The sequence below is a fragment of the Spirillospora sp. CA-294931 genome, from assembly GCF_050946795.1.
GTDB lineage: Bacteria > Actinomycetota > Actinomycetes > Streptosporangiales > Streptosporangiaceae > Spirillospora.
This window is the reverse complement of record NZ_CP192006.1, coordinates 3,941,782-3,961,253: the sequence shown is the minus strand read 5'-3', so window position 1 is coordinate 3,961,253 and position 19,472 is coordinate 3,941,782. Positions and strand designations below refer to the sequence as shown.

Annotated in this window: 17 protein-coding genes; 7 read left to right on the top strand and 10 right to left on the bottom strand. The window is 73.5% G+C overall.

Annotation, left to right across the window (positions count from 1 at the left end; genetic code table 11):
• Window positions 1-918: an arginase family protein gene (locus ACQPY4_RS17675; RefSeq protein ID WP_433337645.1), complete on the top strand. Its 918-nt coding sequence runs from the start codon at window positions 1-3 to the stop codon at window positions 916-918.
• 87 nt (window positions 919-1,005) lie between these two features.
• Window positions 1,006-2,799 carry a serine/threonine-protein kinase gene (locus ACQPY4_RS17670; protein ID WP_433337643.1) on the top strand — a complete coding sequence of 598 codons (1,794 nt, stop codon included), beginning with the start codon at window positions 1,006-1,008 and terminating at the stop codon, window positions 2,797-2,799.
• Here ACQPY4_RS17670 and ACQPY4_RS17665 read toward each other — a convergent pair.
• Window positions 2,747-3,127, bottom strand: a complete 381-nt coding sequence (locus ACQPY4_RS17665; protein WP_433337641.1) for a hypothetical protein — start codon at window positions 3,125-3,127, stop codon at window positions 2,747-2,749. The two genes, ACQPY4_RS17670 and ACQPY4_RS17665, sit on opposite strands and share 53 nt — an antisense overlap.
• A 631-nt stretch (window positions 3,128-3,758) precedes the next feature.
• Here ACQPY4_RS17665 and ACQPY4_RS17660 point away from each other — a divergent pair.
• From ACQPY4_RS17660 to ACQPY4_RS17650, 3 genes are read left to right on the top strand one after another with little or no spacing between them, the layout of a single operon-like run.
• On the top strand, window positions 3,759-4,628 hold the full coding sequence (locus ACQPY4_RS17660; protein ID WP_433337639.1) for a HalD/BesD family halogenase: 870 nt from the start codon (window positions 3,759-3,761) through the stop codon (window positions 4,626-4,628).
• 58 nt (window positions 4,629-4,686) lie between these two features.
• Window positions 4,687-5,538 carry a class I SAM-dependent methyltransferase gene (locus tag ACQPY4_RS17655; RefSeq protein ID WP_433337637.1) on the top strand — a complete coding sequence of 284 codons (852 nt, stop codon included), beginning with the start codon at window positions 4,687-4,689 and terminating at the stop codon, window positions 5,536-5,538.
• Window positions 5,539-5,552: 14 nt separating this feature from the next.
• On the top strand, window positions 5,553-7,343 hold the full coding sequence (locus ACQPY4_RS17650) for a choline/carnitine O-acyltransferase (RefSeq protein WP_433337635.1): 1,791 nt from the start codon (window positions 5,553-5,555) through the stop codon (window positions 7,341-7,343).
• A 56-nt stretch (window positions 7,344-7,399) separates the two neighbouring features.
• Here ACQPY4_RS17650 and ACQPY4_RS17645 read toward each other — a convergent pair whose 3' ends face one another.
• The 3 genes from ACQPY4_RS17645 to ACQPY4_RS17635 form a co-directional block, all read right to left on the bottom strand.
• Window positions 7,400-9,442 carry an MMPL family transporter gene (locus ACQPY4_RS17645; RefSeq protein ID WP_433337633.1) on the bottom strand — a complete coding sequence of 681 codons (2,043 nt, stop codon included), beginning with the start codon at window positions 9,440-9,442 and terminating at the stop codon, window positions 7,400-7,402.
• Between the two features lie 89 nt (window positions 9,443-9,531).
• Window positions 9,532-10,161, bottom strand: coding sequence for a response regulator (locus ACQPY4_RS17640; RefSeq protein ID WP_433338943.1), 630 nt, complete (start codon window positions 10,159-10,161; stop codon window positions 9,532-9,534).
• A gap of 72 nt (window positions 10,162-10,233) precedes the next feature.
• Window positions 10,234-11,385, bottom strand: coding sequence for a sensor histidine kinase (locus ACQPY4_RS17635; RefSeq protein ID WP_433337631.1), 1,152 nt, complete (start codon window positions 11,383-11,385; stop codon window positions 10,234-10,236).
• A gap of 201 nt (window positions 11,386-11,586) precedes the next feature.
• Here ACQPY4_RS17635 and ACQPY4_RS17630 point away from each other — a divergent pair, with 201 nt between their 5' ends.
• Complete coding sequence (locus ACQPY4_RS17630) at window positions 11,587-12,144, top strand: hypothetical protein (RefSeq protein WP_433337629.1); 558 nt, start codon at window positions 11,587-11,589, stop codon at window positions 12,142-12,144.
• Here ACQPY4_RS17630 and ACQPY4_RS17625 read toward each other — a convergent pair.
• From ACQPY4_RS17625 to ACQPY4_RS17600, 6 genes are read right to left on the bottom strand one after another with little or no spacing between them, the layout of a single operon-like run.
• A complete protein-coding gene (locus ACQPY4_RS17625) occupies window positions 12,117-13,793 on the bottom strand; it encodes a hypothetical protein (RefSeq protein ID WP_433337627.1) in 1,677 nt (558 codons plus the stop codon). The two genes, ACQPY4_RS17630 and ACQPY4_RS17625, sit on opposite strands and share 28 nt — an antisense overlap.
• Window positions 13,790-14,923 carry a molybdopterin-dependent oxidoreductase gene (locus tag ACQPY4_RS17620; RefSeq protein ID WP_433337625.1) on the bottom strand — a complete coding sequence of 378 codons (1,134 nt, stop codon included), beginning with the start codon at window positions 14,921-14,923 and terminating at the stop codon, window positions 13,790-13,792. Before ACQPY4_RS17620 ends, ACQPY4_RS17625 begins: the two co-directional genes overlap by 4 nt.
• Window positions 14,899-15,516, bottom strand: coding sequence for a class I SAM-dependent methyltransferase (locus ACQPY4_RS17615; RefSeq protein WP_433337623.1), 618 nt, complete (start codon window positions 15,514-15,516; stop codon window positions 14,899-14,901). Before ACQPY4_RS17615 ends, ACQPY4_RS17620 begins: the two co-directional genes overlap by 25 nt.
• The gene (locus tag ACQPY4_RS17610) at window positions 15,513-16,148 is read right to left on the bottom strand and encodes a TIGR04282 family arsenosugar biosynthesis glycosyltransferase (RefSeq protein WP_433337621.1); all 636 of its coding nucleotides are present in this window, start codon (window positions 16,146-16,148) and stop codon (window positions 15,513-15,515) included. Before ACQPY4_RS17610 ends, ACQPY4_RS17615 begins: the two co-directional genes overlap by 4 nt.
• Window positions 16,145-16,804 (bottom strand): glycosyltransferase family 2 protein, encoded by a 660-nt coding sequence (locus ACQPY4_RS17605; protein ID WP_433337619.1) that lies wholly within the window; start codon window positions 16,802-16,804, stop codon window positions 16,145-16,147. The genes ACQPY4_RS17610 and ACQPY4_RS17605 overlap by 4 nt, the downstream gene beginning before the upstream one ends.
• Entirely contained in the window at window positions 16,801-17,796 is a 996-nt protein-coding gene (locus ACQPY4_RS17600; RefSeq protein ID WP_433337617.1) for an NAD-dependent epimerase/dehydratase family protein, read from the bottom strand. Before ACQPY4_RS17600 ends, ACQPY4_RS17605 begins: the two co-directional genes overlap by 4 nt.
• A 150-nt stretch (window positions 17,797-17,946) precedes the next feature.
• Here ACQPY4_RS17600 and ACQPY4_RS17595 point away from each other — a divergent pair, with 150 nt between their 5' ends.
• Entirely contained in the window at window positions 17,947-19,470 is a 1,524-nt protein-coding gene (locus ACQPY4_RS17595) for an FAD-dependent oxidoreductase (protein ID WP_433337615.1), read from the top strand.
• The last annotated feature ends 2 nt before the right edge of the window (window positions 19,471-19,472 follow it).

Genomic DNA, 19,472 nt, shown 5'->3' with positions numbered 1-19,472 from the left:
ATGACGCGTCTGATCTCGGTGCTGGACGCACCCTCCAACCTGGGCCTGCGCCCGCCCTACGAGGGTCACGAGCCCGGGGTCAGGCTGCTGCCCGGGGCGCTGCGCGCCCATGACATCGTGGCGCGGCTCGGCGCCGACGACGCGGGCGTGGTCGTCCCGCCGGAGTACTCCTTCGACCTCGAACCGGTCACCGGCTACCGCAACGGCCTGCGCATCGCCGCCTACACCCGCGACCTGGCCGACGGCGTCGGGCGGCTGCTGGACGACGGGCGTTTCCCCCTTGTCCTCGGCGGCGACTGCAGCATCCTGCTCGGCCCCATGCTCGCCCTGCGCGAGCGCGGCACCTACGGCCTGGCGTACCTGGACGGTCACGACGACTTCTCGCCCTACCTCGACCCGGCGGCCCACGCCGGGCGCCACTCCCCCGGAGGGCTGGCGCTCGCCCTGGTCACCGGGCACGGGCCCGCCGAGCTGAGCGACCAGGGCGGGCTGCGTCCCTACGTGGCCGAGGAGCACGCCGCGCACATCGGGGCCCAGCGTGAACCGGAGGACTTCGAGATCGCCGACTTCGCGGCCTTCGACGCCTCGGCCATCGACAGCTACCCCATCGAGTTCATCCGCGAGCACGGCGCCCAGGCCGCCGCCGACGGGGCCAGGGCGCACCTGGAGCGCGCGCCCATCGAGGGCTTCTGGATCCACATCGACGCCGACATCCTCGACAAGAGCGTCATGCCGGCCGTCGACTCCCCCAACCCCGACGGCCTCGACTTCGCCGAGTTCACCGCGGTGCTCGGCACGCTGCTGGCCAGCCCGCGCGCGGTGGGCCTGCACGTCGGGATCTTCGACCCCGAACTCGACCCGGACGGCTCGCTGGCCGCCGCGCTGACCGACTCCGTCGTGGCCGCTTTCACCGCATAGGAGAAGATCTGCGAATCTTCCTGTCGCCGCTCGCTGACCCACTGTAAGTTCGGTCCGCGCGTTCAACGTCGGCGAGAGGGGTCCCGGGTGCGCGAAGGCACGATCGTCGGCGGACGGTACCGGGTCACCGGCGAGCCCCTGCGCGGCGGGACGGGCGAGGTCTGGCCCGCCGAGGACGTCGAGCTCGGCCGCCGCGTGGTGCTCAAGCGGGCCCTGTCCGGCTCCGACACCCCCGGCGCGTTCGAGCGGCTGCGCGCCGAGGCCCGCGCCCAGGCGCGGTTCGCCCATCCGCACGTGGTCACGCTGTACGACGCCGTCCGGTACGAAGAGGACGACGGCAGCGCCACGTCCTGGCTGGTGCTGGAATACGCGCCGGGCGGCAGCCTCGACCGGCGGCCGCCGCTCTCCCCCGGCGAGGCTGCGGTGGTCGGCGCCCAGATCGCCGACGCGCTGGCCGCCCTGCACGCCAAGGGCATCGTGCACTGCGACATCAAGCCGGCCAACATCGTCGTCACCGACGACGGCGTGGCCAAGCTGACCGACTTCGGGGCGGCCTTCCGCGCCTGGAGCGCCGAGACCATCACGCCGAACGGGCCGGTCTCGCACACCCCGGCCTTCGCCGCGCCGGAGGTCGTGGCCGGACGGCCCGAGCCCGCCTCCGACGTGTACTCCCTGGGCACGACGCTGCACGCGCTGATCACGGGCGAGGCGCCGTCCCCGCGCGAGCGCCGCGACCCCGCCGAGCTCGGCGACCGGCTCGGGCCGCTGCGCCCGGTCCTGGCCGCGATGCTCGCTCCCGACCCCGACGCCAGGCCCAACGCGATCGAGGCCAGGGCCCTGCTGGACGGCGGCACGCTCGACCCGCCCGCCCCCCGGGGAGTCCTCCCGAGCCCGATCCGGCGGCGCCCGCGCCTCGTCGCGGCGGTGGCGGTCGCGCTCGTCCTGGCGGTGGCCGTCCCGCTCGCGCTGATCGGCCGGGACCGCGCCGCCGAGGCCGACCGCTCCGAGCCGTCCGAGCGGGCGTCGCGCCGGGCCACCGCCTCGGTCTTCGGCGATCCCCGCACCGCCGACCCGTGCGCGCTGACCGACGTGCGCGCGCTGGGCCGGTTCGGCCCGACCGAACTCGACCGCGACTACGGCAACTTCGACCGCTGCGACGTGCTCGTCCGCACCCGGCCCGGCAGCGTCGTGGACGTCAAGATCGACCTCAACCAGGACCCGCCGCTCGACTCGCAGGTGAGCCGGAAGGTCGGCACGGTCAGCGTGTGGCGGCATCCGCTCGACGACGGCGACTGCTCGCGGACGGTGGCCTCCGCCACCGACCCGCGCCACAACATCACGGTCTCCACCAAGCAGGTCGGCTCGGGGCCCGCGCCGCTGTGCCCGATCGCCGACGCGGCCACGGACACGGTGGTCGCGGCGCTCACCCGGGGCGCGATCGGGCGGCGCGCCGCCGAGTTCCCCGCTGTGTCGCTGGCACATCTGCGGGCCTGCGACCTGCTCGACAACCGGGCGCTCGACATCGTCCCGGGCATCGACGCCACCGACCCCGACGTCGGTTTCGGCGAGTGGGACTGCGACTGGGCGAGCACCACCCGCGACCTGGAGGTGCAACTGCGCTTCGACCGGGGGGAGCCCCCCTCCCCCGAGGACGGCACCAACATCCGTATCAAGGGCCGCCGCGCCCACGTCGAGCCCGAGGGCGACGGCGAGGGCACGTGCCTGGTCCTGGTCATGCACCGCTCCTACACCGACGAGGACGGCGACACCGCCGTGGAGATGCTGCATCTCGTCACCGCCGGGAAGTCCCCGGCCAAGCAGCTGTGCGTCATGGCGACCCGGCTGGCCGAGTCGGCCACCGCGTCGCTGCCCTCGGTCTAGCCGCCGGAGCGGGGTGCCGGGCCGAGCGGACCGCGAACAGGGCCGCGAGGACGACCACCGCCGCGAGCGAGCCGAGGACCCCGGGCGAGCCCCATCCCCACTCCTCGCCCATGACCAGCCCGAGCGCCGCGAGCGCGACGGCGGCGGTGAGCAGGGTGGCCCCGGCCAGGGCCGAGCGCGGCGGCCAGGCCGCTGATCGCGGCCCTTCGAGCCGACGCCATTCGCTCACGGCCGGGCCCGGGAGGACGGCCAGGCACCCGCCGTGCCGGAGGGGGCCGAAATGCGCGGCGTTCCGTTCGCCCACCACCGCCCGAAGCGAAAGGTTCACGAGGGCGAAATCTAGATCATCTAGAAAGGAACGAACCGGCCCATCGGCTTTGCCTCAAATTCGTCCCACTGTTCACGACCCCGGGCCGCCGAGGTGGTCTTCACGTCGCGGGCGGCACTCCTCGGCCACCGACCGGCCGGGCATTTCAACGGGGCGGCGACCCTGCGCGCGTCACGCGTTTCATCGCAAAAAACTGACGCACTCTCCGGATATATCCTCGCCTTTGTCGCCGCCGCCATTCCATCCCTCGAGACTGAAGGACGGCCGCCCACGGGCCGCTCCCCGGGCCGGGACGGAGTCGCCCAGCCTCTGTCCACTCCCTGGTCACGCCCTCTCCTCCCGGCGGGGGAGGCCTTTCTCCCCCGCGTGGCCCACTCCTTCGGGGGGACGGCCACTCGTGGCCGGTCGGGTCCGTCGCCATCGACACCCGCCCGGGATGTGAGATAGAACACATCTGATCCGGTCCCCAACTCGGCACCTCGGGATCGAGATCATTCAAACCTACAGGTCACGGGCGTAAACATGGAGTTTTCCGATAGTCCCCTCACACTATGCACAGTGATGAATTCCCGGCAATGAATATGCTAAAAACCCGCTCAGGAGGGTTCGGCTAACTGTCGAGAGGATCTTCATGGGCACGCTGGCGGCTCGGTCGGTCGAGCAGGTGGTCAACACGGCACGTTATCCACTGGCAGAGCCCGGCGGCCCCGCGTGGAACTCGGTGATCAATCGGATCCGCCGCCAGTTGCGCGAATCGGGATGCAGCGTCCTTCCCGATTTCATCCGGCCCGAGCTGCACGCGACGCTGGGCGGCGAATGCGAGGCGCTGGCCCCCCTCGCGCATTACGACGTCGAGACCGTCAACGCCTACAACATCGCCGTCGACCCCTCGCTGCCCGACGACCACCCGGGCCGCATTCCCATCGAGCGCGGGAACGCCTTCGTGGCCCGCGATCTCATCCCCGCCGAGCTGATCATTCACCGCCTCTACTCCAGCACCGCCTTCCAGCGGTTCGTCGCCGACTGCTTCGGCCTCGCCCGCGTCCACGAGCTCGCCGACCCGCTGTCCGGACTCTGCCTGAACGTGGTCAACCCGGGGATGGAACATCCCTGGCACTTCGACACCAACGAGTTCACCGTCAGCATGCTCACGCGCGAGGCCGAGTCGGGCGGCGTCTTCGAGTACTGCCCCAACGTCCGGTCCGCCGAGGCGGAGAACTTCGACGACGTCAGGCGGGTGCTCGACGGGCGGGGGGACGACCTGATCCAGCGGCTCACCCTGCGTCCCGGCGACCTCCAGCTGTTCAAGGGCCGCTTCTCGCTGCACCGCGTGAGCACGGTGAAGGGCGGGACGCCGCGCCATTCGGCGATCTTCGCCTACAGCGAGCGGCCCGGGGTCGTCGGCAGCGTGGCGCGCACCCGGCAGCTGTTCGGCCGCGTCCTGCCCGAGCACCTGGCCGCCGAGGGCAAGGCGGTGAGGGGCGACCGGCTACTGGATTAGCTACGGCTAGGAATCGCGCACGTCGATCCAACGCAGCTCCCCAGAGAGGAACGCGAACGTGCAAGTCGACACGACAGGGAAGATCTCGCTCGACCACATCTACACCCAGCCCGATCCCCGCGCCTACTTCGGCACCCTGCGCAAGCTCGACTACTACATCCCCCAGGTCGCCCGCCCCCACTTCGCCGAGCTGATCCAGGAGTACCGGGAGATCCGCGAGGTCCCCTCGCCGACCGTGCTCGACCTCGGCTGCTCCTACGGCATCAACGCCGCGCTGCTGCGCTGCGGGGCGAGCATGGACGAGCTGTACGAGCGCTACTGCGACGGCGACGCCGCCGCGCAGACCCGGGGCGGCCTGCTGGCCCGCGACCGCGAGCTCGTCCAGTCGCGCGACCGCCCGCGCCGCGCCCGCTTCCTCGGCCTCGACAGCTCCGGCGACGCCCTGTCGTACGCCCTGGGCGCCGGGTTCATCGACGGCGCCGTCAACGCCGACCTGGAGGAGAACGACCTCACCGGCGCGCAACGCGAGGAGCTGAGCGGAACGGACCTGGTCATCTCGACCGGCTGCGTCGGCTACGTCACCGAGAAGACCATCATCCGGGTGGTGGAGGCGCAGGACGGGCACAAGCCATGGATGGCACATTTCGTCCTGCGAATGTTCCCCTTCGCCCCTGTCGCCGACCGGCTCGCTGAGGCAGGATACGAGACCGTTCACCGCGAGGGGCTGTTCAAGCAGCGCCGCTTCGCCACCTCGCAGGAGCAGACGCTCGTCCTGGACTCCCTCTCGGACGCCGGAGTGGACCCGGCCGGGCTGGAGACCGACGGATGGCTCTACGCCCAGCTCTACGTCTCGCGTCCGGTCGACACGGACGCGCGAACGATCATTGATCTGGCCAGCACCGAGAAATAGACCGAGGATCGGAATTGAACAGCAGCCACGAGCCGTCCCCCCTGACCTTCGGCAACGAGGACCGTCTGCCGAAGGTGCCGTTGCCCTCCCTGGAAGAGAGCTGCCAGAGGTTCCTGGAGTGGTCGGCGCCGCTGCTGACCGATGCCGAGCGCGCCGAGACCGAGGCCGCCGTGGACGCGTTCCTGCGTCCCGGCGGGCCCGGCCGGGCGCTGCACGCCGAGCTGGAACGCTACGACGCCGGTGAGGGCGTGCGGAGCTGGCTCGACACGTTCTGGCCCTACCGGTACCTGGGGCGGCGCGACCGCATCGCGCTCAACGCCAACTTCTTCTTCCTGTTCAAGGACTCGGGCGAGCGCCAGGCCGACCGGGCCGCCGGGCTCATCGCCTCGGCCCTCAACTACAAGCTGCGGCTGGACGACGAGCGCGTGCCGCCGGTCGTCCAGCGCGGCATCCCGCTGTCGATGGAGCAGAACAAGTTCCTGTTCTCCGCGACGCGCATCCCCGGAGCGGTGCAGGACACCGTCCGCGCGCCGTACTCGGCGGACGAGCCCGGCCCGTCCACCGCGCGCCACATCGTGGTGTTCTTCCGCGGCGCGATGGTCAGGCTCGAGGTGATCGGCCCGTCCGGGCGCCCGCACACGCTCGGCGAGCTCGCCGAGGCCCTCCAGGCCATCATGAAGGCCGACGCCGCCGCCGAGGCCCCGGTCGGGCACCTCACCACGATGGCCAGGGCGGAGTGGGCGTCGGCCCGCGAGCGGCTGCTGGCCGCCGCCCCGGGCAACCGGGCCGCGCTGGACGACGTCGAGACCGCGCTCTTCAGCGTCTGCCTGGAGGACTTCACCCCCAAGGACGACCACGAGGCGTGCGACCACCTGCTGCACGGCGACAGCGGCAACCGCTGGTTCGACAAGGCCGTGTCCCTGATCGTCTTCGCCGACGGCTCGGCGGGCATCAACGTCGAGCACTGCGGCCTGGACGGCACCACGATCCTCAGCTTCGTCGACGCGGTCCTCGGCACGCCCGCCGACCGGCAGTCGGCCGAGTCGGGCGCCCAGGCCCAGGGGCAGCCGTCCTTCGCCACGATCGAGTTCGTCCTCGACGACGACCTGAAGGCGACGGTGCGGTCGGCCGCCGAGTCCTTCGCGGCCTACGCCGGGGCCACCGCCACCCAGATCGTGTCGTTCGACGACTTCGGGGCCGCCCGCGCCAAGCGGCTCAAGGTCTCGCCCGACGCGTTCGCGCAGATGGCCTACCAGCTGGCCCACAAGCGCAGCAAGGGCTTCACCGGCGCCACCTACGAGTCGATCGCCACCCGCCAGTACCGCAACGGCCGCACCGAGGCGATGCGGGTGGTCACGCCGGAGGTGCTGCGGTTCGTCGCGGCGATGGACGACCCCGGGTCCGGCGCGGCCGAGCGCCGCGCGGCGTTCCGCGCGGCCGCCGCCAAGCACGTGGAGCGGGCGAAGCAGTGCCAGGCGGGCCAGGCGCCCGAGCAGCACCTGTGGGAGCTCCAGCTGATCGCCAAGCGGCGGGGCGAGGCCGACGACCCGCTGTTCGCCACGCCCGGCTGGGTGACGATGCGCGACGACTACCTGAGCACCAGCTCGGCGCCGTCGGTCAACATCGACTACTTCGGTTTCGGCTCGACCAGCGAGCAGTGCATCGGGGTCGCCTACGTCCTGCTGCCCGAGCGGCTCAACGTGTACCTGAGCACGCCACGCAAGGTCGCCGACGCGATGTTCGTGTTCGCCGACCGGCTGCGCGAGGCCGTCGACGAGCTCCAGGAGCTCCTCGCGGACGAGTGACGCGCGCGAGGGCTTCACCGGGCCCCTGATCCCGGTGAAGCCCTCCGGCCGGTTCGTCAGGACGCCTGCGCCTCGGCCAGCGCGATGCGGTCGTGTGCCTTGCGCAACGGGGCCGGGAGCCACCAGTTGCGGCGGCCCAGCAGCGTCATCGTCGCCGGGACCAGCAGCATCCGGACGATGGTGGCGTCCAGGACGATCGCCAGCACCAGCCCGAGCCCGACCGCCTTGATCGGGGTGAAGCCACCGGCGACGAACCCGGCGAACACGACCGCGATCACCAGCGCGGCGGCGGTGACGATGCCCCCGGTGCGCTGGAGCCCGTCGGCCACGGCGGCGCGCGGGTCCGCCCCGGCCAGCCAGCTCTCGCGGATTCGCGACAGCAGGAACACCTCGTAGTCCATCGAGAGCCCGAAGGCGATCGCGCCGACCAGCACGGGCACCGACAGGTGCACGTAGTCCAGCCCCTGGGCGCCGAGGAGCTCGGCCAGGTGCCCCTGCTGGAAGACCCACACGACCGCTCCGAGCGCGGCTCCGATGCTCAGCAGGTTGGTCAGCATCGCCTTGACCGGCAGGACGACCGAGCCGGTGAACGCGAACAGCAGCACCAGCGTTCCGGCGGCGACCAGCAGGATCGCCCACGGGAGGCGCTCGGCCAGCATCGCGCGGTAGTCGGCCAGCTTGGCCGCGTCGCCGGTGACCCCGATCTCGAAGGGGGCGCGCAGGTCGCGGATCGCGGCGACGGCGGCGCGCCCCGCGGGCTCCTCGGGACGGGCGGCGGGGGTGGCGTTGATCAGGGTGAGCCGGGGCGCGAGCCGCGCGACGTCGGTGCCGGTGATGCCGGGGACGGCGGCGATCTGGCCGCGCAGCCGGGCCAGGGCGGGGTCGTCCGGCGAGGTCCCGGCGACGACGTGGACGTGTCCGGGCCCGGCCTGCTCGGGGAAGTGGGCGGCGAGACCGTCCCACAGCTGCCGGGTCTGGGTGCTGTCGGGCAGCTGGCGGGGGTCGCCCTCAGAGATGCGCAGCCCGAGCACCGGCGCGGCCAGCACGACCATCACCCCGGCCGCCGCGACCAGCGTGAGCACCGGACGGCGCTGCACGCCGCGGGCGATCCGGGCGAACGCGCCGTCGCGGCCGCGTTCCTTGGCCGGGGAGATGCGCTTGCCGACCAGGGTGAGCATGGCGGGCAGCAGGGTCAGCGCCGCGATCATGTCGATCGCGACGACGGCGGCGGCCGCGAAGCCCATGGAGCGCAGGAACGGGTCGGGGAAGACCACCAGCCCGGCCAGCGAGACGGCCACGGTCAGGCCGGAGAACAGCACCGTGCGTCCCGCCGTGGCCGAGGCCGCCAGCACCGCCGACGGCACGTCGGGCGCGGTGCGCCGCTCCTCGCGGAACCGGCTGACGATCAGCAGCGCGTAGTCGACCCCCAGCCCGACCGCGAGCATGGTGGTGATCTGGATGGCGTAGACCGAGACGTCCGAGAACGCGCTGAAGGCGAAGAGCGTTCCGAACGTTCCGCCGACCCCGACGACCGCGATCAGCAGCGGCAGCCCGGCGGCCACGAACCCGCCGAACACCAGCAGCAGCAGGATCACCACCACCGGCATGCTCAGCATCTCGGCCCTGGCGACGTCCTTCTGCGCCTGCTCGTCGGACTCGCGCCCCTCGATCGGGCCGCCCCCGACCGCGACGGACGCGTTCGCGATGCCGTGCAGCCGTTTGGAGACGGTCTCGGCCGTGTGCTCCTGCCCGTCCCCGGGTGCCAGCTCGACCCGCACGAGCAGCGCCGTGCCCGACGCCGACCGGAGCGGGCCCTCGACCTTGGTGACGCCCGGGATCGTCCGGACGGACGCCAGCACGGGCTCGACACCGGACGGGGAGCCGGTGATGACGGCGCCGACCGTCTCGGGGCCGGGCGCGGCGGCGTCCACCCGCTGCTCGGCGCGCTGCGACTCGCTGCCCGGGACGGTGCCGACGTCGGACACCAGCCGGGAGAACACTCCGGTCCCGACACCGAACCCGGCCACCAGGACCGCGGTCCAGAGCATCAGGACGACGAGCGGGCGCCGCACGGCGAAGCCCGAGATCGTTCGGATCATGACAGCCTCCAGAGATCGTTAGCTGCCCCGATCGTCGCGGCGCGCGGGGATCCGGCGCCTCGCCGGTGAGCGTGGAATCGGGCCCGCTCTCAGGAGGGAGGGGCGCCCGGGCCCGCCTCGCCGGGACGGACCAGACCCGACTCGTAGGCCAGCACCACCGCCTGCACCCGGTCGCGCAGGCCGAGCTTGGACAGCACGCTGCTGACGTGCGTCTTCACGGTGTGCTCGGTGACGAACAGCGCGGCGGCGATCTCGGCGTTGGACAGGCCCCTGGCGACGTGCCGCAGCGTGTCGGTCTCGCGGGCGGTGAGCGCGGCGAGCCGTCCGTCGGCGCCCGGCCCGGGGCCGGGCCGCCCGCGCTCGACGACGTCGGCGATCAGCCGCCGGGTGATCGCCGGGGCGAGCAGGGCCTCACCGGCCGCGACGACGCGCACGGCGTCGACCAGCTCGTCGCGGCGCATGTCCTTGAGCAGGAAGCCGCTGGCGCCCGCGCGCAGCGCGTCGTAGACGTACTCGTCGAGGCTGTAGGTGGTCAGGACCAGGACCTTGGCGTCGGTCTGGCCGCACACCGCGGCGGTGGCCTCGATGCCGTCCACGTTGGGCATCCGGATGTCCATGAGCACCACGTCGGGGCCGAGCTCGCGGGCGGCCGCGACCGCCTCGGCGCCGTCGCCCGCCGTCCCGACGACGGTGAGATCGGGCTGCGCGTCCAGGATCATCGCGAAGCCGTCGCGCACGAGGACCTGGTCGTCGGCGATGAGCACGCGGATCGTCTTCGGATCGGCCACGGTTCACTCTATGGGCAGCCGCGCGGCTACCAGGAAACCCCGCCCGTCCGGTGCGCGCCCGGCGCGCAGGCTGCCGCCCGCGACCGCGAGGCGCTCGCGCATCCCCGGCAGCCCCCGGCCGCCCTTTCCCGTGCTCGCGGACGGCCCCGAGCCGTCGTCCTGGATCTCCAGGCACAGCTCGCCCGCGCGCCAGCGCAGGCGGACCTCGACGGCGTCGGCGCCCGCGTGCTTGACGGCGTTGGTCAGCGACTCCTGGACGACGCGGTACGCCGTGGCCGCCAGATCGGCGGGAAGGGGACGCGGGGCGCCGTCCTCGCTCAGCCGCACGTCCAGGCCCGTCCTGCGGGCGACGCCCGTCACCAGCTCGGCCAGCGCGTCCAGCCCCTCCTGCGGCCTGCGGCCGGACGTCTCGGTGGGCGGGCGCAGCACGCCCAGCACCCGGCGCAGCTGGGCCAGCGCCTCGCGCGCGGTCTCGGAGATGTTGTCGAACACCTCCTCGGCCTTGCCCGGGTCGCTGCGCACCACGACCGGCCCCGCCTCCGCCTGGACGAGGACGAGGCTCATCGAGTGGGCCAGGATGTCGTGCATCTCGCGGGCGATCCGCGCGCGCTCGCGCACCGCCGCGGTCTCGTGCTCTTCGGCCAGGCGCCGCGCGCGCTCTTCCAGCAGCTCGATCCTGGCCCGGCGGGCGCGGGCGCTGGTGCCCAGCGCGTAGGCGACCAAGAACCAGATCCCCACCGCGCCGAGGTTCAGCAGCTCGTCGTGCGGGAGCAGGATCGACACCGTGACACCGACGACCGTCCCGAGGATGCCCAGCATCCGGTGCGTCGCGGAAGCGAGCGCCGCGAGCGTGTAGGTGGCCAGCAGCTGCGCCGCCGGGAACTCGCCCAGAAGTCCCACCAGCGACAGCCAGGTGGTGCCCACGCCGCAGACCGTCGTGACCCCGAGGGGGTACCGGCGCCGCCACATCAGCGGCAGCGACGCGGTCGCCGCCAGCGCGACGGCGCCCCAGCCCAGCTTCTCGTGCAGGGCGGCGTTGATCACGATGGTGAGGTAGCAGCCGATCACGAGCACGGCGTCGAACATCGCCGGCGGCAGGCTCCTGGCCCGCTCCGCCGGCCATCGTCCCAGCTCGGCCAGCCTCGATGACGCCATGGCCACCAGTATCGGTGCCGCCCGGCCGCCCCGTCCTCACTCCTGAGAGCGAGGGCAGGAGCCGGCGGCGGGTCGTCTGCCGGGAGCAGCCGGCCGCGCCGAAGTACTCCCACGGGGGCAGCGCCGAAGCCCTCCATCACCCGACGACGGCGTCGAGGTCCCCGGGACACCATGCGGTATCGCCGATAACGGGAGCACGCCATGTCCACCATCGAAACCCCCGCGACCGCGGCCGCGCCCGCGTCCCGCCGCGCCTGGCGGCTGTCGCCCGCCACCCGCAAGACCGTCACGGTCGTGCACGTCATCGCCTCGGTCGCCCTGCTGGGCGAGGTCTGGGGCCTGGTGGTGCTGAACCTGACCGCGACGCTCACCGACGAGCCCGCGCTGGCCGGGGCCGCCTACCGCCTGATGGAGCGGCTGGTCTTCGGCGGCGGCATCCCGCTCAGCATGCTCGCCCTGTGCAGCGGGCTTCTGCTGGCCCTGGCCAGCCCCTGGGGGCTGGTCCGCCACTATTGGGTCTTCACCAAGCTGATCCTGCTGATCGCGGTGATCGGCGTCGGGATGTTCGTGTTCGACCCGGCCTCGATGGCCGCCGGGGCGGCCGACGGGACGGTGTCGTCCGGGAGCCAGTGGGGCCAGGTCGCGGCCGTCTCCACCCAGGCCCTCCTGCTGATCACCGCCACCACCCTGTCGATCTTCAAGCCGCGCGGCCGGATGCGGCGCGTCCGGTCTCACCAGGGCGAGAGCACCAGGGCCTGAACGAGCACGGCGGTCACGGCCTGGGCGGCCAGCGGCCCGCGCGCCGGTTCCCGGTGCCGGGCCGCCGCCACGACCACCCAGGCCGCGTAGGGCAGCCAGATCCGCTCGACCTCCCCTCGGGTGACGCCCGACGCGTCCAGCGCCAGCGTTCCCAGGAGGCCCGCACCGGCGAGCAGCGCGGCGGCGGCCGCGGGCGTTCCCAGGTGCTTCAGGCCGCCGCGCAGGTCGCCCAGGGCGGCGGGCAGGGCGTGCGCCACGGCGGGCCCGACCAGCAGCCCGAGGACCGCGAGGTTGGCCACCGCGAAGTACGCGTACGGCCGCTGCGCCGAGCCCCGGCTGATCAGATAGGTGGCGTGGGTGGCCTCGACGCCGTCGAGCCACCAGAACCCGGCGAGCGTGAAGGCCAGCGGGACGATCACCGCGCCGCACCCGATCGCCGCGAGGACGCGCACCCGGGGCCGGGTCAGCAGCAGGACGACGGCCGGGACGGCGAACAGGGGAAGCAGCCCGTAGCTGAGATACGGCAACGTCCCCAGCAGCAGGCCGCCCCCGGCCGCGACCGTGAGCGAACCGCGCCTCGCCCCGACCGCGACCAGCGCCACCGCCCACGCGCCGACGCCCATGAAGAACGCGTCCATCGAGGTCGCGATCCACACCGCGAAGGGCGCCAGGGCCAGGAACGGGACGACCCGCCGCGCGGTCTCCTCCCCCGCCAGCGTCCGCACGGTCAGGGCGACGGCCACGACGGCCGACGACCCGGCGGCGATGATCAGCGCGGCCGACCAGCCGGTGCCGTGCGCGCCCGCCGCGTCCAGCCCCCACAGCAGGAGCGTCGGCAGGGGCGGATGGCCGCGGACGTGGGTGGTGTAGCCGCCGAGCTTCTCGGTGAACGTCCGGGTCCAGGCGAGCGGGTCGTCGCCGACGGCCGCGATCCCGGCCGGGTACTCGGTCGGGGCGTTCAACGGCCCGGCCAGGGCGTCCCAGCCGTCGCTCATCGCGAGGGAGACCGCCCACAGCGCGGACGTGGCCCACGCGGCGAGCAGCGTCCAGGTCCAGGGCAGGCGGCGCGAGAGGACCGGAAGCGCCGCCACCGCCGCCCCGGCCACGAGGACGGCGGGCAGCAGCTGCCAGGTGAGCAGCCGGCCCTCGGCGTGAAGGGGCGGCAGCGCGTCCTCGGTCGCCACGCCCGCCCGGCGCAGCCGGTCGCCGACCAGGAACGACCCGGCGACGAGCAGCGCCCAGACCGCCACGGCCGCGGCCTGTCGGTTCCTGCGCCACAGCGCCGGAAGGCCGAACGCGGCGGCGATGACGGCCAGCACGACCAGGAGGTTCCACCCGTAGGAGAGCGGGAGCTGGGACGGGTTGTCCGCGCGCCTGCCCTTGCCGAGCACGAGCGGCAGCGCCACCAGCGACACGACGGCCGCCATCGCGAGCGCGACCTGGGCGCCGCGCCGGTAGGCGTCCGGCAGGCGCCCGGTCAGCGCGCCCGCGGCCAGGACGGCGGGCATCAGCACCGCGTCGTGGGCCACGACCACGCCCGCGAACCACACGGCCCATCCGACGGGGTCGTCCAGGTCGCGGACGATGCCCAGGAGCCCGATCCCGATCAGCACGGCACCCGAGGCGTAGGCGAGGAGACGGGTCTTCATTCGACGACCACCGCGCCGATCCACTTGGTCTGCATGACCCCCGGACGGTTCGGGGCGATGAGGCGGCAGGGGTAGCCGTGGTCGAGATGGAGGGGCTCGCCGTTCAGGCCGAGCGCCAGCAGCGTGAGCGGGTCGCGCCAGTGCGGCGGATCGACGTGCGAGGATCGGAACGCCCCGCCTCCCTGGAGGGACTCGACCCGCACGCGCGCGTCGCCGTCCACTCCGGCCAGGCGCAGGACGTCCCGGAGCCGGACGCCGTCCCAGGTGCCCTCGGCGCTCCAGCCCTCCACGCAGGCGATGGGCAGCCGCACCGAGCGCCGGGGCAGGGCGCGCAGGTCGTCCAGCGAGAGCGACAGCTCCCGTTCGACGCGCCCTGTCACGCGGAGCCGCCAGCGCGGGTCGCGGGCCGGGCCGGTGACCCCGGCCGCGAGCGCGCTGCGGTTGACGAGCAGGCCCTGCGGCCCGCGCCCGGGACGGCGCGGCGCCAGCACCGCGAGCCTGGCCAGCGGCGTGAACGTCTCGCCGACCGTGGTGAGGACGACCACCCCGGACACGCCCGCGACGCCCAGCAGGAAGCCGCGGCGTCCCAGGCCGTCCTCCGGGCGGGTCATGACGGTCCGGCGCACCTTGGCCCACTCGTTGGCGGCGTGGATGAGCAGGGCGCCGATGAGGATGTAGGACGTCCAGTAGTGCGCGGTCGTGAAGAAGAACGGGAACGCGTACCAATAGGAGATGTTGAGCAGGCCAGTGACGAGCTGGAAGAGCGACGCGCCGACCAGGACGAACACCAGCCCGCGCTCGACGGCGTGCCCCGCCGATCTCAGCGGCGGCCACTGGAACAGCTTGGGATAGACCGTCCAGAGCTTGGCCGCCAGCAGCGGGATCGTGGCCAGGCCGCCGATCACGTGCAGGCCCTGGGTCAGCCGGTACAGGCCCACCGGGCGTGACGGCCATTGCGCCCAGTCCGGCGGGTGTTGCATGAAGTGGCTGATCAGGCCGGTGACGAACGCGGTGAGGAACGCGATCCCGAGCGCCATGCCGAGCCAGGACGCCACCCGCTCGTCGTGCCACCGGCTGGTGAAGCGGCCCGCGACCTCGTCCGGTTTCAGCCGCGGAGTTCGACGAACCATCGGCCCGCCTCCTCCCAGATCTCCGCGACGGCGGCACCGCAGCCCGCCGCCAGCTCGGCGACGTCGTCGGCCGCGACCCAGGCCCAGGAGAACCACTCCCCGACCGCACCGCCCGTGCGAAGGCGCACCCGGTCGACGCGGGAGCGCGTGCCCGGCCCCGCCACCTCCGCGAGGACACGGCCCCCGGGTGCCAGCAGTTCCAGGACGCGGCACAGCAGCGCGGCCGGGTCGCCGCCGATGCCGATGTTGCCGTCCGCCAGCAGCACGGTCTCCCAGCGCCCGGCGCCGGGGACCTGGCCGAACACGTCCCGGCGCAGCGCGGGACCGCCCGCCGCGACGGTCAGCGCCACCGCGTGCGGCGCGATGTCGATGCCGAGCGCGAGCACCCCGCGCTCGGTCAGCGCGGCGGTGAGGCGTCCCGGGCCCGAGCCGACGTCCAGCGCGGGACCTTCGCAGCGGTCCAGCAGGGCGGCGTCGCCGGGACGCGGCCCCATCCACTCCTCGACCGGCAGCGGGCTGCGGCGTCCGGCGGCGTCCTCGACCTCGACCCGGGACGCGCCGCCCAGGGCCCGCTCGTACAGCTCCCCGATCATGCCGGACAGCTCCCGGTCCGGCGCACGGCCGCCGCGAACCGTCCCCGGGGAGCCAGGCCCGCGACCAGGTCGGCGTCGGCGGCCGTGTCGACATCGGTCAGCTCGGGCAGCAGCGCGACCGCCAGACCCGCCGCGCGCAGCCGGTCGAGCTGCGCGCGCCCGGTGTCGGGCCGCGACATCGGGACGCCCCGGATCAGGTCCGCGTCCGGGCGGTTCAGGCCGAGCAGCCAGAACCCGCCGTCGGCGGCCGGGCCGAACACCGCGTCGCACGAGCGCAGCGCGCGGGCGGCCAGCCGCAGCAGGCGGCGCGTGACCTGCGGGGTGTCCATGCCGATCAGTACCAGCGGGCGCCCCGCGTAGGCGTCGTCGAAGGCGTGCGCGAGCCGCTCGTCCAGGCCGCCGCCGCGCTGCGGGATCACCCGGAGCCCGGACGGCAGCCAGCCGCCGGGCCGTCCCTCCAGCGCCAGCACCCGGCTCGCGGCCGGGGTCGCCGCGACCGTCTCCAGCGTGTCGGCCAGGGCCGCCTCGGCCAGCGACGCGGCCTCCGCCGCCGTGTAGGCGGGCATCAGGCGGGTCTTGACCCGGCCCGGCACCGGCTCCTTGGCGATCACCAGCAGATCCGTCCCGGTCACGGCGTCACCTCGGCCAGCACCCGGCGCATGTCGCGCACCGCGCGCAGCGTGCCGCGGGCCGTCCCGGTGACCTTGGACCGGCCGACCCTGGGCCGGTAGCCCACCTCGATCTCCGCGACCGGCAGGCCGGAGCGGGCCGCCCGCATCACCATCTCCAGCGGGTAGCCGAACCGGCGGTCGGCGATGTCCAGGGCGACCAGGTCGTCGCGGCGGGCGGCGCGCATCGGCCCGAGGTCGCGCAGCGCCGTCCCGGCCCTGCGGTTCAGCGACCGCGCCAGCACGGCGTTGCCGAGCCGCGCGTGCGGGGGCCACGCGCCGCGCGCGGTGGGACGCCGTCGTCCCAGCACGAGCCCGCCCCCAGCCTCGACGATCTCGACGAGGCGGGGAAGCTCGCGAGGGTCGAGCGAGGCGTCGGCGTCCATGAAGCAGACGATCTCGGTCTCTGCGGTCATCAGCCCCGTGTGGCAGGCCGCGCCGAATCCCCGGCGCGGCTCGGCGACGACAAGGGCGCCGTGCTCGCGGGCGATCCCGGCGGAACCGTCGGCGGAACCGTTGTCGATCACCAGCGGGCGGTAGCCGTCCGGCATCCGCGACAGCACCCAGGGAAGGGCCTCGGCCTCGTCGAGGCACGGGAGGACGACGTCGACGGCGGTCACGACTCCCCCAGCGCGAACTCGGCCATGCCCTCGGAGAACCGGACCGCCGGTGCGAACCCGAGCTCGCGGCGCGCGCGCTCGGGGCAGGCGACGATGTGGCGCACGTCCCCGAGCCGGAACGACCCCGTGACCTGCGGGTCTGGGCCCCCGTACACACCGGCCAGGGCCTCGGCCATCTGGCCGATGGTGCGGGGCTCGCCGCTGGCGACGTTGTAGGCCCGCAGGCGTCCGCTCTCCCCCGGGTGCTCGATGGCCCTGACGTTGGCCTGCGCCACGTCCCGCACGTGGACGAAGTCGCGCCGCTGCCTGCCGTCCTCGAACACCCGGGGTGCCTCTCCCCGTTCCAGCCACGACTGGAACAGCGCGGCGACCCCGGCGTAGGGCGTGTCGCGCGGCATCCGGGGCCCGTACACGTTGTGGTAGCGCAGGGCCACGACGGAGCCCCCGGTCATCCGCGCCCAGGAACTGGCCAGATGCTCCTGAGCCACTTTGGTGTCGGCGTAGACATTGCGGGGGTCCAGCCGGGTCTCCTCGTCCACCTCCCCCGGGGCCAGCGGGGCACCGCAGGCGGGGCAGTCGGGCTCGAACCGTCCCGCCCGCATCGCCTGCTCGGTGCGCGGTCCAGGCGTCACCGTCCCGTGGGTATGGCAGGTGTAGGCGCCCTCCCCGTAAACGACCATCGAGGAGGCCAGAACCAGCGTCCCGACCCCGGCCCTGGCCATCTCCGCCAGCAGCGTGGCGGTCCCCTGGACGTTCACCGAGGTGTAGGCGGGCAGGTCGTAGACGTCCACCCCGAGCCCCACCATCGCGGCCTGGTGGCAGACGGCGTCCACGCCGTCCAGGCAGCGGGCCACCGTGGCGGCCTCCCGTACGTCCCCGATCTCCGCGCCCGGGCGCAGATCCAGCCCCCGCACCTGGTGGCCGCGGGCCGCCAGGGCCTCGGCGATATGGGACCCGATGAAGCCGGACGAGCCCGTGAGCAGCACTCTCATGCCTCGAACGTAAGTCCGCGAGGGGTCGCGGAAGCGTCGATGACGCGTCACGTATGAACCTCGTAAGATCTTCGGCCCCGCCCTTGAGACCCTCTTTCACGCCGTTTCCCTTCCGCACAGTGGGTAGGCCCTCGCCACGGGAGGCGACCGGTGAGCGAACCGATGATCGAAGCAAGAGCGGAGTCCTACTGGATGGCGTCCAGCGACGCGACGTCCTATCCCGCCCTGACCGAGGACACCGCCGTGGACGTGGCCGTCATCGGCGGCGGCATCGCGGGCCTGTGCACCGCCTGGGAGCTGGCCCGCGCGGGCCGCTCCCCCGTTGTGCTGGAGGCCGACCGGATCGCGGCGGGCATCACCGGCTTCACCACGGGACGGCTGTCGTCCGCCCACCCGTGGATCTACGCCCCGCTGCGCGACTCGCTCGGGCCCGGGACGGCCCGCCTGTACGCCCGCTCGCAGCAGGAGGCGGTCGACCACGTCGTCCGCACCGCCGGCGAGCTGGGCATCGACTGCGATCTGGAGAAGCGCGCCTCGCACGTGTACGTAGAACCCGCCGACCGGATCCCGGAGCTGAAGGACGAGGTCGAGGCCGTGCGGGAGGCCGGGCTCGACGCGTCCTTCGTGACCGACACCGATCTGCCCTACGAGGTGGCCGGGGCGCTGCGCGTGGAAGACCAGGTGCAGTTCCATCCCCGGCGCTTTCTGCTGGGCCTGGCCGACGACCTGCTCCGCAACGGCGGCCGGATCCACGAGCGGACCCGCGTGCTCGACCTGCACGACGGCGAGGGGCGTCCGGCCCGGCTCACCACCGCCACCGGCGCGACCGTGCTGGCCAGGGACGTCGTCGTCGCCACCCTCTTCCCGATCTTCCACCGGTCGCTGCTGGACTTCCGGCTGATCCCGCTGCGCGAGCTGGTGATCGCCGCGCCCATCGACGAGGACCGTGACCCGGGTGCCATGTACATCACCCGCGAGGAGAACACCCGTTCGGTGAGGACGGCTCCATACGGGGACGGCAAGCGGCTCCTGCTCATCACCGGCGAGGCCTTCGCACCGGGGACGGGCGGCGTGGCCGACCGGCGGCACCGCCTGGTCGAGTGGACCCGCGAGCACTTCGAGATCGACAAGGTCGACTACTGGTGGTCGGCGCAGGACCTCGACACCACCGACAAGGTCCCCTACGTGGGGCAGGTCGACGACCATCTGTACGTCGCCACGGGCTATGCCCGCTCGGGCATGAGCCACGGCGTGATGTCGGGACGGCTGCTGGCCGCCCAGCTCACCGGCGAAGAACTCCCCTGGGCCGAGCTCTACGCGCCCCGCCGCGCCCACCCGGCACGCGAGGCCGCACCGGTGGTGAGGTCCGGCCTCTCCTACGCCCGCCGTTTCGTGGAGGACCGCGTCCGGGCCCGGGGCGGCGGCACCGAAGAGGACATCAAGCCCGGGACGGGAGCCGTGGTGCACCGCGACGGGCGTCCCTGCGCCGTCTACCGCGAGCACGACGGCTCGACCCGGGTGCTCTCGGCCCGCTGCACCCATCTCGGCTGCCTGGTGGCCTTCGACGACGTCGAACGCGTCTGGGAATGCCCCTGCCACGGCTCGCGCTACGCCCCGGACGGCTCGGTTTTGCAGGGGCCGGCCACCGAACCCCTCGACGAGCTCGAACCCTAGTA